The 15484-nt window shown below is 46.9% G+C and carries 15 protein-coding genes; 9 read left to right on the top strand and 6 right to left on the bottom strand.

Annotated features, from left to right (window positions below):
* Positions 1-71 precede the first annotated feature (71 nt).
* Both C504_RS17335 and hemN read left to right on the top strand, forming a co-directional pair.
* On the top strand, positions 72-536 hold the full coding sequence (locus tag C504_RS17335; RefSeq protein WP_018688462.1) for a hemerythrin domain-containing protein: 465 nt from the start codon (positions 72-74) through the stop codon (positions 534-536).
* The gene (hemN, locus tag C504_RS17330; RefSeq protein WP_018688461.1) at positions 533-1903 is read left to right on the top strand and encodes an oxygen-independent coproporphyrinogen III oxidase; all 1371 of its coding nucleotides are present in this window, start codon (positions 533-535) and stop codon (positions 1901-1903) included. The genes C504_RS17335 and hemN overlap by 4 nt, the downstream gene beginning before the upstream one ends.
* 3 nt (positions 1904-1906) lie before the next feature.
* Here the strand turns inward: hemN and C504_RS0106250 are convergent, their stop codons facing one another.
* Complete coding sequence (locus tag C504_RS0106250; RefSeq protein WP_018688460.1) at positions 1907-2638, bottom strand: Crp/Fnr family transcriptional regulator; 732 nt, start codon at positions 2636-2638, stop codon at positions 1907-1909.
* Positions 2639-3051: 413 nt separating this feature from the next.
* Here C504_RS0106250 and C504_RS17325 point away from each other — a divergent pair, with 413 nt between their 5' ends.
* Positions 3052-4266: an efflux RND transporter periplasmic adaptor subunit gene (locus tag C504_RS17325; protein WP_018688459.1), complete on the top strand. Its 1215-nt coding sequence runs from the start codon at positions 3052-3054 to the stop codon at positions 4264-4266.
* Positions 4263-7376 carry an efflux RND transporter permease subunit gene (locus C504_RS0106240; protein WP_018688458.1) on the top strand — a complete coding sequence of 1038 codons (3114 nt, stop codon included), beginning with the start codon at positions 4263-4265 and terminating at the stop codon, positions 7374-7376. Before C504_RS17325 ends, C504_RS0106240 begins: the two co-directional genes overlap by 4 nt.
* A gap of 120 nt (positions 7377-7496) precedes the next feature.
* Here C504_RS0106240 and C504_RS0106235 read toward each other — a convergent pair whose 3' ends face one another.
* From C504_RS0106235 to C504_RS0106215, 5 genes are all read right to left on the bottom strand, one after another.
* On the bottom strand, positions 7497-7706 hold the full coding sequence (locus tag C504_RS0106235) for a hypothetical protein (protein ID WP_245555132.1): 210 nt from the start codon (positions 7704-7706) through the stop codon (positions 7497-7499).
* Positions 7703-8011, bottom strand: a complete 309-nt coding sequence (locus C504_RS0106230; protein ID WP_018688456.1) for a hypothetical protein — start codon at positions 8009-8011, stop codon at positions 7703-7705. The genes C504_RS0106235 and C504_RS0106230 overlap by 4 nt, the downstream gene beginning before the upstream one ends.
* A 262-nt stretch (positions 8012-8273) precedes the next feature.
* On the bottom strand, positions 8274-8420 hold the full coding sequence (locus C504_RS18725; protein ID WP_018688455.1) for a hypothetical protein: 147 nt from the start codon (positions 8418-8420) through the stop codon (positions 8274-8276).
* A 53-nt stretch (positions 8421-8473) separates the two neighbouring features.
* The gene (locus tag C504_RS17320) at positions 8474-9589 is read right to left on the bottom strand and encodes an alanine/ornithine racemase family PLP-dependent enzyme (protein ID WP_018688454.1); all 1116 of its coding nucleotides are present in this window, start codon (positions 9587-9589) and stop codon (positions 8474-8476) included.
* The gene (locus C504_RS0106215) at positions 9586-10785 is read right to left on the bottom strand and encodes an N-acetyltransferase DgcN family protein (protein WP_018688453.1); all 1200 of its coding nucleotides are present in this window, start codon (positions 10783-10785) and stop codon (positions 9586-9588) included. The genes C504_RS17320 and C504_RS0106215 overlap by 4 nt, the downstream gene beginning before the upstream one ends.
* 722 nt (positions 10786-11507) lie before the next feature.
* Here C504_RS0106215 and C504_RS0106210 point away from each other — a divergent pair.
* From C504_RS0106210 to kduI, 5 genes are all read left to right on the top strand, one after another.
* Complete coding sequence (locus C504_RS0106210; protein ID WP_026317273.1) at positions 11508-12488, top strand: TRAP transporter substrate-binding protein; 981 nt, start codon at positions 11508-11510, stop codon at positions 12486-12488.
* Positions 12489-12548: 60 nt separating this feature from the next.
* Positions 12549-13073, top strand: a complete 525-nt coding sequence (locus tag C504_RS0106205; protein ID WP_018688451.1) for a TRAP transporter small permease — start codon at positions 12549-12551, stop codon at positions 13071-13073.
* Positions 13074-14354 carry a TRAP transporter large permease gene (locus C504_RS0106200; protein ID WP_018688450.1) on the top strand — a complete coding sequence of 427 codons (1281 nt, stop codon included), beginning with the start codon at positions 13074-13076 and terminating at the stop codon, positions 14352-14354.
* A gap of 9 nt (positions 14355-14363) precedes the next feature.
* Positions 14364-14681, top strand: coding sequence for a cupin domain-containing protein (locus C504_RS0106195; RefSeq protein ID WP_018688449.1), 318 nt, complete (start codon positions 14364-14366; stop codon positions 14679-14681).
* A gap of 15 nt (positions 14682-14696) precedes the next feature.
* Positions 14697-15484 (top strand): 5-dehydro-4-deoxy-D-glucuronate isomerase (gene kduI, locus C504_RS0106190; protein ID WP_018688448.1); only part of this gene is annotated, 788 nt, incomplete at its 3' end.

Here is a 15484-nt window from a genome sequence, read left to right as displayed (position 1 = left end):
TTGATCTAGATCAATGTCAGCGAACTGAATCGGCCAATATATGGATAAGCTATGCAGCACGGAGAATGCAGATGGCAGAGCCGTTTCAAAATCACAGTCGCGAGATGATCCACCTTTACGAAAAGCTTAATCTCCATTTGAACGCGCAAACGCTATTGTGTAATCAACTGGAGACTATTGCCGACGAGCTGCCCAGACGCGTCGATAATCAGCAATGTCTACTCGCTGCTCAAAAAGTATATCCGGTTGTGATGGCCGCACATTCATTTGAAGAAAATGAATTGTTTCCTGCCCTCATGAAAGCCGACCCGTCGAATGCACATTTAGCAACGACGATTGAGCGCCTTCATGGCGAGCATTGGGAAGATGAAAGTTTCGCGCATGAGATTTCAGATACGTTGAAGAGCTTTGTCGCGGGGCGCGAAAAGAACATTGATAAGCTGAGCTATATGTTGCGTGGCTTTTTTGAAGGCTTGCGGCGTCATATCGCCTTTGAAAAGGAGATGCTTTCTTCTCTTACAGGGGAAGCAACATGATAGAGCTGCAAAACATTGATCCCGCAAAAGTTTTTGATTTTTATCCGAATGCACTTCCACGTTATACAAGCTATCCCACAGCGCCCCAGTTCAAATCTGGCGTGGGCTCTTCAGTATTAGAAACGACGCTGGAAAATTTAACAGAAGAAGAGCCCGTCTCTATCTATTTGCACATTCCCTTTTGTGACCGTCTTTGCTGGTTCTGTGGTTGCCATACAAAACATACAAATAAATATGAACCGATAAAGAACTACATCGATAGTCTATGTGACGAAATCAACTTGTTAGGGCGCAAGCTAAACAAAACAGTGACAGTCAGTCACTTACATTTCGGTGGCGGCTCGCCAAGCTTAATTCAGTCGAAGGAAATGCGCCTTATTAAGCAAAGCCTTGAGCGCTATTTTGCTTTTGATGAGGAAACAGAGATCAGTGTGGAAATCGACCCCTCTGATGCAACCGATGATTTTTATAAAGCAATTGAAGCGCTGGGTGTTACGCGTGCCAGCATTGGTGTGCAAGATTTTGACCCTGAAGTGCAGCGATTAATCAATCGAACGCAGAGCTTTGAACTGACTGAGATAGTTGTCAAAGAACTAAGGGCCATTGGAATTAAATCAATCAATATTGACGCTCTTTATGGGCTTCCAAAACAAACAAATGAACGCGTTGAAAGCACCGTCCAGCAGTGTATTTCTTTAAAACCGGACCGCATGGCAATGTTTGGCTATGCGCATGTTCCTTGGTTCAAACCGCATCAGATTATGATTAAGGAAGAAGATCTTCCGGGACAAAATGAACGTTTTGAACAAATGCAAAATGCGTCTCGATTGCTCGTGCAATCTGGATATACCAGTATCGGTATAGATCATTTTGCGCTTCCAAATGACAGCCTTTCTGTAGCGCAGAAAAAGGGTGTGTTAAGGCGTAATTTCCAAGGTTATACGACCGACAGCGCCGATGTCATGCTCGGACTTGGTGCATCGTCTATCGGTCGCTCACCAAACGGCTTCATGCAAAATACAGTTGCAACAAACCTTTATCAAAAGCGTATTTCAGATGGACTGCTAGCATCTGACAAGGGGTATAAGCTGCAGCCAGTCGATTTATATTACGGCGCTCTGATTGAGCGTTTGATGTGTGATTTTCATGTTGATTTTGCGAGCTTGCCTTTCGCTTCGGATGAGCGCGTGAGCGAAAGTGTCCAACTGGCAAACAAATTTTCTGCCGCAGACCCGTTTCAGTTGGTGAAGGTGAGCGGAACGTCATTGCACATACCACCGCAAGCAAAACCCTTTACGCGCATTGTGGCATCGCAATTCGATCAATATTTGAAACGGAGCACGGTTCGGTTTTCAAAGGTGGTTTGACGTTTAAAAATTGCCAGCTATAGCGCTTAAACGCGATATATCTGGCACGTTAATGGTGCGGTTGTTTTCAATGTCGATGACACCTGCTTTTCTAAGCTTGGTCATCTGGCGGCTGACAGTTTCGATCGTCAGGCCAAGAAAATCTGCAATGTCGGCACGTTTGAGCGGTAAATCAAACCGAATGCTGTTGCTATCATCGTCTTGTTCAGGGTCGAGATGCTTTACAAGAAGCATCAAAAAAGTCGCGACTTTTTCAACTGCTGTCATGCGCCCTAGCATCAGCATCATATCCCGTGCTTCGTCGAGTTCACGAAGCGCCTGTTCATGCAATCTATGCTCAAGCTCTGGCGATTCTTTGACAAGCTTCTCAAGAATGTTTTTCGGAAACGAGCACAGCGAAACAGGGCCTGCAGCCTCAGCCGATACACCGGTCTCACGCCTAAAGGGACGCCCAAGAAAGTCTGGCGAAAACTGAAGTCCAACAATTTGCTGTCTGCCATCTGGCATCAATTTGGTCAGTTTAACAGTACCGAAAATGATGTTGGAATAATTCTCAATTTTACTGTCAGCAACAATCAGTTCAGTGTCCGGCTGAACAGCGCCCTTATGGGTATGCTTACTCAAATAGATCAGTTGATCACTGTTTAAAGCGCCACAAACACCGCGGTGGCGCGCTTCACAGGATTTGCATAAAACAGGAATGCTTGAATTATGAATGTCTTGCCGCTCGGTCATTATTAATCCGTTTCAGCTTTCATAATCGGAAAATAAGCTGGGTGTTTCAATGCAGTTTTGCATCCGATTGATGGTGTCTATTGTTACCTAATAAAATTCAATATTTAAAGCGTATTAAGCTTGTATAATAAATTGATTAATTCCTCACTGGACAGTTCCTTCGGTTTTGAATTTTCATATGGCCTACATTCAATAACTTAGTTCAGCTCGCTTCGTTGGTCTTCGTAACCAAGCTTCCGCTAAAATAACTAATTTGTAATTTTTCAAATCGTTTCAATGTGGTAGTTTTAGTTGCCGAAATTCATGTTTTGATGCGTTCGGTGTGAATTTATGGATGAGAGGGTAGGCGCTTTCTGTTCTGTCAAAATTCACTCCTTTGAAATAAACGCCCTAGAAATAGAAGGTTATTCTCGTTGTCCCGCCTCTTGTCATTTGTTCTAGGGCTTGCAGTCCTATCTATCTCCTATTTTTACACGTTCGGCATTCCATCATGGTTTCCCCTAGGAACGGGTTCAGAAGTTGAGGAAAGCGCAGCTGGTGCCAAAGGCGGCGGGGCGGGAAGAGCAGGAGGTCGTTCCCGCGGCGGCGCAACAGTCGTTACCGTTGGCGAAATCGAATATGCGTCCTTTAATGACACCTTGCGCGCAATTGGCACCAGTGAAGCAATCAATCATGTTGATGTGGTTTCAGATGTTGCGGGCCAGGTTGAGGAAATATCTCTGACATCAAACACGCCTGTGAAAGCTGGCGATGTTTTATTGAAGTTGGACAATCGCACCCAGTCAATCAATCTGGAGATAGCCAAAGCGAGCCTAAAACAAGCGCAAGAACAAGTAAGTCGTTATGAGAAACTAGGAACGGGCAATGCGTCTGTAGTTTCTGCGGTAACTGTTGCCGATGCAAAAACGGCTCTTTCACAAGCGCAGTTACAAGTCAGTTTGGCAGAGAACGCCTTGGAAGAGAGAACAATTCGCGCCCCTATTGACGGTATTCTTGGGTTGAGCCGGATTAAAACGGGCGCAAACCTTGCCAATGGCACAACCATTGTAACCATAGATGATATTGAACAATTGCTCGTCGAGTTTGAATTGCCCGAACGCGCCCTAGGCCTATTGGCTTTGCAAAAGGAAGTTCTTCTATCAACCCCCGTTTTTGCCGGTAAAGTTTTCAAAGGCGAAGTGTACGCATATGACAACCGCATAGATAGCACGACGCGCACGATTACCGTTCAGGCACGGGTCGATAATGACGATCATTCACTGCTACCAGGTATGAGTTTTAGCGTTCGACTAATCAATGAAAGTGAACCCGGCGCGTTCGTTCCCACCAATGCAATCAGCTGGACGCGCAATGGTTCGCAGATTTGGACAGTTGAAGACGGGGTAGCGAAGGCTGTTCCTGTATCAATTGTGATGCGCCAGCAGGATAATGTCTGGATTGATACCAAACTGCCTGCAGGAACACAGATTGTGACTGACGGCACGCAGAAGCTACGCGATGGCACAAAAATAACTGCTTCAAACGCCGCCCCAACGCGGGAGAGGTCAAAGGAGAGAAAACCTAAGACAGAAGGCGAGCCTATCGCGCGTCGCCAACCATCATCAGGTGAAGCAGGTGCTGCACAATGAGCGATGTTTCCTCTGAACCAAAGAAAAAAAGCATATCGGGCCTAACCGGAACATTCGTCGCACGACCGATATTGGCGCTGGTCCTGAATTTACTTATCATTATTGCTGGCCTTGCCGCGCTCAATTCGGTTGATGTCCGCGAAATGCCCGATGTGGATAGGCCGGTGCTGTCTGTTCGTACCAGTTATACTGGTGCCTCGGCTAAAACTGTTGACCAAGAGGTGACAAAAGTTCTTGAGGATGCGCTGGGTGGCCTTGATGGATTAAGCTACATTTCCTCAACCTCAGAAAACGGCAGCAGCCGCATAACGATTGATCTGAGCGATGGCACAGATGTTAATGTTGCCGCCAACGAAGCGCGCGAAATCGTATCGCAAACAACACGGCAATTGCCCGATGATATTGATGATCCTGTCGTGCGTAAAAGCGATACGAATTCCGATCCAATTGTTCGGCTCGCTGTCGTGGGTAATGCCTCAATTCCGGAATTGACGGAAATTGCGGAAGGTACAATTTACGATCGTTTGTCCCTCATTGATGGCATTGCAGAAGTAACAGTGACCGGCAGTCAGGCGCTTGAGTTTCGTGTGACACTTAATATGCCGTCTTTACTCAGCCGCGGCCTTTCAATTTTTGATGTATCGACCGCTTTGCAAAGCTTACGTGATGACACACCGCTTGGCTCAATTGAAACGGCTTCCCAAGAACTCACCCTGCGCTCAAGCACGCCTGAAGTAACAGAGCAGATGGTGAACGATGTTCTGATTAATGCCTCAACGCGCCTTTCAGACATTGCCTTTGTTCAGCTTGTTCCAGAAGACAACGCCGCATCGTCTCGCCTTAATGGAAATACGGCTATCGGCATTGATATCGTGCGCCAATCCGTAGGCAACACGCTTACGATTTCGAAGAATGTCCGTGCAGCAGTAGCTGAACTGCAAAACGAATTGCCCGATGGCATAGAACTCACTGTGACATCTGATGATGGTATTTTCATCGAAGGCTCAATCAACGAAGTGACAACATCAATCATGATTGCAACTGGCATCGTGATTGCCGTTATCTTTCTTTTTCTCAGGTCATGGCGTGCAACGATAATACCTGCGGTTACAATTCCTGTGGCACTTATTGGCACGATTGCGGCAATCTGGATTACAGGGTTCTCCGTCAATACAATAAGCCTTTTAGCGCTTGTTCTCGCAACCGGCATGGTTGTTGATGATGCCATCGTTGTGGTTGAAAACATCGTGCGCAAGCGCAGCGAGGGTATGGGCGCTTTTGCTGCTGCGGTAGCGGGAACCAATGAGGTTTTCTTCGCGGTTATTTCCACTACTGCAACACTTGCCGCAGTGTTTATTCCAATATCATTTTTGCCGGGTCAAGCTGGAGGCATCTTCAGCGAGTTTGGCTTCGTTCTAGCATTCAGCGTGACTTTGTCATCAATCGCAGCCTTAACTTTAGCGCCTATGATGGCTTCCGTCCTCGATCCAGGCAAAAGCAATGCTTCAGAAACAAACGAGGAAAGCCGCAAGCCTTCATTTATGCTGCGTACATTTGATACGGTCATGGATAAGGCGATCAAAGCGCCATTTCTGGTGATCGCTACTGCCGCTGCTTTTGTGATTTTTTCGGCCGGAGCAATGAGCAATTTAAGTTCAGAAGTAACGCCGTCAGAAGACCGCGCATTCTTTCTTATTCCTGCTCGCGGCGCGACAGGGGCAACATTAGAATATGTTGAAAATCAAGTTGAGCAAATTGAAGCAATTCTGCAGCCTTATGTTGATAAGGGCGAAGTCAAGATCGTTCAAACCTTGCTTGGTCGGGGCGGCGGTTCATCTGCTTTTATCATCGTAAGGCTCGCCGATTGGGCAGAACGTGAGCGCAGCCAGCAAGAGATTTTGGTCCAGCTTAACCGCGAACTTGCGCAAGTGCCGGGCCTCACTGTTTCAGCCCGTTCAGGCAACAGTTTAGGTATTCGCGGCGCGGGTAGGGGCGTTCAATTTGCCGTAACGGGCAATAATTTGGAACTGCTCGCCGATGCGGCAAGTGAAATGGTTGCAGCCATGCGGCAAGATGAAACCTTTGCTAACCCGCAACTTTCAGCTGATAATGTGGAGCCATTACTGGAATTAAGCGTGGATGGTGACTTAGTAAAAGATCTAGGTCTATCGCCGCAACTTGTCTCTTCCACCATTAATGCAATGTTGCAGGGTGAAGTTGCGACTTCTGTTTTCGTTGATGATACAGAAGTTGACATTCGCCTCGTGCCGGGTGGACCACCTTTGGATAATCCGAGCGATGTGGAATCCATTTTTGTTCAAACAGCTGATAAAGTCTATGTACCCGTTTCCGCGATGGCAAAGCTGGAGCAAGTCGTAAGTGCATCTCAAATTGTGCGAGAAGGCGGCTCGCTTTCTGTTTCACTTCAAGCAAATTTGGGTGACGGCATCGACTTAGGCACTGCGGCTGCTCGTGTCAGTGAGGTAGCACAAGAAATATTGCCGGATGGAGCCAGTATTGTCTTTCTTGGCGAGGCCGCTGAATTAGAAAGCAGCCAGTCGGGGCTCTACCTCATCTTCGGCGTTGCCTTTACTGTTGTGTTTCTTGTTCTTGCGGCACAGTTTGAAAGCTTTGCCAGTGCGTTTGTAATTATGCTGACCGTGCCCTTCGGCTTAGCTGCAGCACTGCTCGCTATTTCACTTTCAGGTGGAACGTTGAATTATTACAGTCAGATCGGTTTGGTCATGCTAATAGGCGTCATGGCTAAGAATGGTATTTTGATCGTGGAATTTGCCAATCAGTTGCGTGAACAAGGGCAAGACATTGATAGCGCTATTCGCAATGCACTCCACTTGCGTATACGCCCTGTCATGATGACGATGGTGTCTACGGTTTTTGGTGGACTGCCACTCATCTTAACATCAGGTGCAGGTGCAGAAGCACGTATCGCTGTTGGCTCTGTCATTGTTGGTGGTCTTGGCTTTGCCACGATCTTCACCTTGTTCCTAACACCTGTATTCTACAGATTAATTGCTGGATGGGGAGCCGCGCCCGGTGCTTCACAGAGGCGCCTAGAGAACGAAATAAAGTTGGTGGAAGCTGAAGTTTAAATATCAGGCAATGGCGAAGAACGCTGCCGCGATCTTCGCCATTCCATAGATAAATATTCTCTGTTTGCGTAAGGCAAAAGGGGAAATAAAGATTGGTGATTTTAAGCTCTGGAAGCCAGATCAGTTTGCGTTTTCAGCCACAACAAGGTTGCTTCCAAGCTCCACACGCTCGTGGTTTTGCTCGTCGTTTTTAATTCTATATTGAGAGGCACCAGCAGTATCGGGGAGCCTGTTTTCTACCCTGAAAAGTTTTGGCGTTGCTGGCGAAAGATGATCTCTATGTAGCAGTGAAACCATTTGCCCAGATTTAAAGACTTGAATTTTCATCATTGTTCACTCGGATGTGTTGCAGAATTCGCTAAAGTTGCTTGGGCCTGTAAACACGCATCATCTTCTATAATAGCGGTTAACTCATCATGATCGATCTTGAGCATCTGGCTGGACATTTTCGTTCTTCCAATTGCTGGCACTTCGATAAATGTCGCGACACGTCTATAGGCGAGCCACGATATGCCTTCGATCAATTCTTCATCTTCAGAAATTGCATATTCTCCGGGCGGTAATATCCCGTCGAAGCTAGAAATTGAAAATTCCCTAGCTAAACGGATTGTCGATTTTTGGGTCCGGCCAAGCATTTGCTTTCCTTATCGCGCGAGGAACGACTGCTTACCTATGGCGCGCCATAAATACTCAGGGCAAATTGAAGCGAGAACGGCATTTTAATGCATCTGCCGGCATGATGCTTGTTAATGGAAACCTCGAGCCAAGGAGCGTCTTCATATCCATTAACTTTGTAATATTGTGAAGATGGGCGTCAATTACGGTTTAACCAAGACCAGATACCTTCCATCTCGTTGGCTGTATTTGGTGCTTAGTGATGATAACAAGACCTTATAATCAGGCTTTTTTGCCTGCTGACGCATTGGCTTTTCCAGAAGCGAGGCCTTGATTGTACTTTTCTTTAGCTGCGGCCTTTGCTTTTGCCGCCGCATCGCTTTCTTCTTTTTGCTTTGGCGTTTCGAATTTTTTTCCAAACTTTATCATGTGTCAATGTCCTTTTGATTGAATAGTTATGTGGATTTTAAATGCTGCCACGATTATGCCGCGGCCGGTAAGAAATGCAGGTCGGGATTTGGCCTTAAAATGGCACTGCTTCCGGTGAAGTTTTTAGACACATAGGGCGATGTCATCGCGCTCAAAAGCGCACTGTAATTGAGCTGAAACGAGACCTCTTCGCCAACACGCAATTTACTCTTACCAGTGTCTAAAATTGTATGATCACTGCTGGCAGCAAGGACTGTAACGCCCTTGGGCGCTTGCAATCCTTCAGGGTCCGTATCTTGCCTGCCGATTGCTAAAATCGCTTGATTGATATTACCCGTTGCAACCGAATTTCGTGCGCCTTTAAATGCTGATTGAGCGATAGTGCCCCATGCTTTGGTCGGCTTAATTTTACTCTCTATTACTTCTGCAACAAGTTTTGTAGCGTCGGTAAATAGACCCGGTATGGCTTTTCGCTGCAACGGTTCTCTACCAAGTAAAATTGATTCACCAAGCCGTAAATTATTGATCTTACCTATTTTTCCGCCGCCAAAAATCCAATTGAGATTACTGGAGTTTCCGCCCGAAACGATTGTAGCATTCACTGAGTTCGCCGCATAAAGCTGCCTAACAGCCGCAGACAATTTGGCCATATTCTCATTGTCCGGTGATATGCCATTGCGGCACGCTAAATTGGTACCAAGCCCCATCAACTTGATATTGGGCAAAAGAGCTACTTGCTGAACAAACTCACTGATATCGTCGGGCATAATGCCTTCACGAAGATCGCCAAGCTCAACCATGAGTAAAACGTCATGGACCTTGCCAATCCTTAGCGCTGCGACGGAAAGGGCGCAAAGGACATCTAGCTCTGTGTTTACGCTCATATCGGCAGAGGCCACAACACGATCGACCTGACTTATCATGGGGGAGCGTATGAGCACCATGCGCGCTAAAATGCCTGCATGGCGCATACGCTCAATATTACTAATGCGGGAATCGCCCAGCGATGTAACACCCGCTTTCAGCATTATGCGTGCAATCTGCGGCGCACCAAGAAACGCCTTAGTAACACCGGTGACCGAGATGCCATCCTCTTTTAAGCGTTTCACCAACACAGATGCGTTATGTAAAATCTTATCGAGATTGATATCTAGTCGAGGCGTGTTCATTGCACGCTACGACCGGATTTCTCAGCCAGTTTTGGGAAATTCATGAGCACCATATCAACAAGCATTTCAGATGGCCGAGACAATGCGTCGGTTACCGGAATGTTGAGTTGATTGCTGAATGTTGTAATGCTTTCGCTAACCTCTTCATCACTCATATTTTCGTGGTTTATTGTTAGTCCAATAACTTGCGTGTCCGCAAAAGCTTCAATGAGTTTGATTTCCGATTGCGCAGAAGGCATTTCCATTTGGTCAAAGTCACAGCGATATTCGCGCTTTGGCGCATGCTGCAAGATAACTGCCTGTGGCGCGCTGCCACGCAGAATAAATGCCGAGGTGCAAAATGCAGGGTGGCTCAGTGCACCTTGACCTTCAATGATGATGACATCGGGAGCATCGCCCTTATAGGCTTCTACGATCGTTGCTTCCAATTCACCGCAACAAAACTGGGATGGCACAGCATCAAGAGCAACGCCGTAACGTGATCCTTGGATCATTCCCGTTTGTCCTGTGGTGACCAAGACTGCATTGATGCCCCGTTCGGCAAGTGCCTTGGTTAGAATGTTTGCAGTTGTTCTTTTGCCAATGGCGCAATCTGTGCCAAGAACCGCAATGCGCGGGCAGGCGACTTTATGAATATCGCCCGTAAATAAGCGCAATTCGTTTTTCGGCCGCGGCTTTCTAATATCTGTAATTTTAACATTGTGTTCGAGACATGCTGCAATGAATTCGGGATCATCATTTAAAAACTCATGCAGACCATTGATCACATTCATGCCAAGCCGCATTGCTTCAAGCATAATTGTACGCTCTTGCAGCGATAGCATGCCAGCGGCAGGCGCCATCCCATATATGAAATAGTCTGGCTTGTTTGGTGCGCTGGCAAATGCTTCAGCTAGATTTGCAAAAATTGGCACTGCATTTGATTTCTGGTCCAACACATTGCCAGCGTCTGCGCCCGCATGAAGGCTATCGATCACGGAGAGTATTTTATATTTCTCAGAATGGCGCACCAACCCATTGGCGGTTTTGCCGTCAATTTTCCCAAAGTTTCCTTCGCAATATACAAGCGCTGTCGCTGTCTTGGGCGTGAAGGCTTGCACCGCCTCAATATCTGTTGAAATTGGTTTGTGGGAAATTATTGATGTAAGATTAGCTCTCTTTGAACGGGTGATTTCTTTAAATGGAATTATGGACATGGGCGCTCCTGCAAGCCAAAAACCAGTCCGCATAAGACGTGCTAGCTTGGCGCCTCGACGCCTGTATAGGGCCACGCAAAGGTTAGTATTAAAGGTTCAGATCGTTAGCTAATGATCAAACTCGTCGCACCGGGCTTAAGCACCGCGCAAAGTTCGCATTACGATAATTGTTTAGATTACGGAGTTCTAACGCCGCTGATGGTAGCTCATACGCAATACCGTATGACTAGTTCGTCATTCATACGCTTGTTGCTGATCATTGTAAAACGCCAAATTTATTACGGTTCATCATCGGTGTTCTTGGGCGCCGATAAGAACTGTTCTGTGGCTTCATTCAAAACCAACAAATTGTAACTTGACAGATTTTAAACTGACATATTAGTATATCAGTTGTGAGAGCTAATGATCTTTTGATGGGGATCGCAGGGAAAAACAGACATATCATGTTCGATGGGAGAGGCAGCTTATGCCGCTTATCCTTATTGTCACGGATAAGAAGCAAGACACATGAATGGGGTGGGGGCGCTTAGGTAGTAACCGATCTCATGTGTTTTGAAGTCAGTGATTTCCAAGATGGCGGCGAAAGTCGTTTCAATAATTCTCATATTAATTCGATCGATCACTACTGGTGTTCGTTCGGTGTACCGAGGTCAATTTGACTTTATGAAATGGCTTGCAGTGCAGGCTTTGGGCTTTGATTAGCCAAATGGGAGAGAGAAATAATGAAATCTTTGAGAGTAATGTTGAGTGCATTCGCAGCAAGCGTTGCATTTGCAGGTGTAGCTTCTGCATGTGAGGTGACTTTAAAGTCATCAGATACACATCCAGATGGTTACCCAACAGTGGCAGCTGTACAATATATGGGCGAGTTGCTCAAAGAAAGCACTGGCGGACGCATTTGTGTGGAAGTGTTCCATTCAGCTCAGCTTGGTGAAGAAAAAGACACGATTGAGCAAACACAGCTTGGCGTGATCGACATGAACCGCGTTAGCCTTGGGCCCTTCAACAATCTAATCGAAGAAACCAAAGTATTCTCATTGCCATATATTTTCCGTTCAACGGATCACATGCATAATGTGGTTGATGGCGAAATTGGCGAAGAAGTTTTGAGCGCTTTCCAAGACCACAATCTTGTTGGGCTTGCCTATTATGATTCAGGCTCGCGCTCTTTCTACAACAAACAACGCCCGATCAAATCTATTGCAGATGTGGACGGCTTGAAGTTCCGCGTTATGCAGTCTGACATTTTCGTTGATATGGTGGATGCGATTGGCGGTAACGCAACACCGATGCCTTATGGTGAAGTTTATTCATCAATTCAAACTGGTGTTATCGACGGCGCAGAAAACAACTGGCCATCATTCGAAAGCTCAGGCCACTTTGAAGTTGCTGGCTACTACACGCTCGATCAACACTTGATCGTTCCTGAAGTTCTGGTGATGTCAAAATCAAGTTTCGAAAAGCTATCTGCTGAAGATCAGGCAGCTGTGCGTGACGCAGCTAAAAAGTCTGTCAGCAAAATGCGTGAACTTTGGGAAGCGAGTGAAAAAGCTTCTGAAGAAAAAGTACGTGCAGCAGGTGTTGAAGTCATCACGGATATCGACAAGCAACCGTTCATCGACAGCATGAAACCTGTTTATGAAAAGCATGTCACATCTGATGCTCTGAAAAATCTTGTGAGCCGTATTCAGGCTGTGAAGTAATTACTCCTGAAAATGCAACATGCCCGGCGCAGTGCGCCGGGCTAATTTATGGCGATCCACATGCAAAAAACTATGCTTACGGTCAGCGATATTCTCGACCGTGTGACCCGAATTTGTATTTGGGCGGCTGGAACAGGCCTCGTATTAATGACTGCTTTTATTGCTTGGCAGGTTTTCGGTCGTTACGTACTCAACAACACACCGACTTGGACCGAGAGCATATCAGTCATGATTATGGGCTGGTTCATTTTTCTAGGTGCAGCGGTTGGCATTCGCGAAGGCTATCATCTTAGTTTTGATGTGGTGCTTTATTTTCTACCACGCAAAGCTCAACTCATTTTGTTTTCAATTTCAGACATTGTCGTGGCCGCATTTTCGTTCGGCATGATGATTTATGGTTGGCAGCTCATGATGAATGCATGGAATTCCACAATACCAAATATCGGCATTTCAGGCGGAACGGTCTTCGTCGCTCTGACAATGGGCGGTGCTTTGATTTTTCTATTCTCGCTTGAACGACTTGTGCGCCGCATGGCTGGCTTGCCAACACGTCGTTTTGGTGACGCTACCGACGAGGAAATATAAATGGAACTCTACGTCCTTTTCGGCACGTTTACGATTCTCTTGCTTATCGGCACACCCGTTGCATTCTGCCTTGGTGTGTCATCCTTTGCGACGATAATGTATTTGGGCCTGCCGCCAGCAGTTGTATTCCAGCGTCTCAACTCAGGTGTTTCAGTCTTCGCATTGATGGCTATTCCGTTCTTTATCTATGCTGGCGAATTAATGGTACGCGGTGACATCGCTCGAAGATTGGTTGCGCTTGCTGGTGCACTCGTTGGCCACTTTCGCGGAGGCTTGGGGCAGGTAAACATTCTGACTTCCGTTCTATTTGGTGGTATCTCTGGCTCCGCAGCAGCTGATGCGTCTGCTGTTGGTGGCATCATGGTGCCACAAATGAAAGCGCGCGGTTATGATGCTGACTACGCTGTCAATGTTACGGTCGTGTCTTCCATCATCGCTCTTATGTTGCCGCCCTCTCATAATCTGATCATCTATTCGATTGCAGGTGGCGGACGCATATCAATTGCAGACCTTTTCACTGCAGGCATTATTCCGGGCATGATACTCGCGTTTTCGCTAATGGTGGCCGCATGGTTTGTTGCGCGTAAGCGTGGCTATCCAACCGAAGCCTTTCCGGGTCTGAGAGCAATTGTTGCATTATTCATCGCGGCTTTCCCAGGGTTGATATTGGCCGCAATTATCTTCTTCGGCGTTCGCTCTGGTGTTTTCACAGCGTCGGAATCTTCCGGTATTGCCGTTGTCTATGCGCTTGGGGTTACAATACTCGTTTACAGAACACTCGACTGGAAGAATTTTGTCGAGGCGACAATGGGCGCTGTGCGTACAACGGCTATGGTGCTTCTCGTTATCGGTTGCGCATCGGCATTTGGTTGGCTGCTGGCTTTTTTAAGAGTGCCAGCACAGTTGGTCACCTTCATGCAAACCTTCTCTGATAACCCGATCTTGATCTTGCTGATGATCAATATACTGCTGCTGTTTCTCGGCACGTTCATGGACATGTCGCCGTTGATCGTAATCACAACGCCGATCTTCTTGCCTGTCGCCATGGCGTTTGGTGTCGATCCTGTGCATTTTGGCATCATTCTCGTTCTAAACTTAGGTATTGGGCTTTGTACACCGCCCGTTGGTGCGGTGCTGTTTGTGGGCTGCGCGGTTGGCAATATTGCGATCTGGGATGTCGTGCGTTCCATCTGGCCGTTTTATATTGCAGCGATCATAACCCTTGTTTTGGTAACGTACATTCCGTCACTTTCACTTTGGCTTCCATCCCTTTTTCGATGAGTAATTAATATGACTTATGTTTCAAATTTTCCGTCCGTCGATGTCGGTAATGGCGTTATCCGGCAAGTTCTTTCGCACAATGACGCGCTGATGGTCGTGTCTTTCGACTTTGAAATTGGCGGTGAAGGATCGTTACACAATCATCCGCATGTTCAATCGACCTATGTGGAATCGGGCTATTTTACCTTCACGATCGATGGCGAAAGCTTTGATGTTAAAGCCGGAGATAGCTTCGTTATTCCTTCCAACGCAGTTCACGGTTGCAAATGCCACAGTGCAGGCAAACTGATTGATACCTTCACGCCGCGCCGCGACGATTTTTTATAACTTATGAGGACTAAAATGCAGATTTCCGAAACGCGCTATGCGATTGATCCACCAACGGCCAAAACCCTCGACACAGATGGCTTGCGCAAGCACTTCCATGTTGATGGACTGTTTGCTGCTGGCGAGATTAAACTTGTTTACAGTCACTATGATCGCATGATCGTTGGCAGTGCTGTGCCAAATGGCAAAACACTTACGCTTGACCATGATGATGCAACAGGAACAGCGGGTTTTCTTGATCGCCGTGAGCTCGGCATTTTAAACATTGGCGAAGATGCAGACATATCCGTGCAAGGCACGACCTACCGTGTTGCCAAGGGCGAGGTGCTCTATGTTGGCAAGGGTGCTGGCCCTGTTGAGATGAGCGGTAATGGTCGCTTCTATCTACTTTCGACACCTGCACATCACGAACACCCCACCAAGCTTATTACGCTCAAAGATGCGCGCCGCGTAGAAATGGGCTCACGCGAAACTGCCAATGAACGCGTTATCATCCAGTTCCTGCATCCAGAAGTTCACGAAACTTGTCAGCTATTGATGGGCTATACGCAATTTTCAGCCGGTTCCGTGTGGAACACAATGCCCGCCCATGTTCATGATCGCCGCATGGAAGCCTATCTCTATTATGATCTTGATGCGGATCAACGCGTTTTCCATTTTATGGGTAAACCCGATGAAACCCGTCATATTGTTATGGCCAATGAAGAGGCCGTCATTTCACCGCCTTGGTCAATTCACAGCGGCGTAGGCACAGGTTCATACACGTTCTGTTGGGCGATGGCCGGTGACAATGTCGACTTCAC

The organism is Ahrensia kielensis DSM 5890, assembly GCF_000374465.1.
GTDB lineage: Bacteria > Pseudomonadota > Alphaproteobacteria > Rhizobiales > Rhizobiaceae > Ahrensia > Ahrensia kielensis.
Note: the sequence above shows the minus strand (reverse complement) of the source record. Positions and strands in the feature narration are given on the sequence as shown.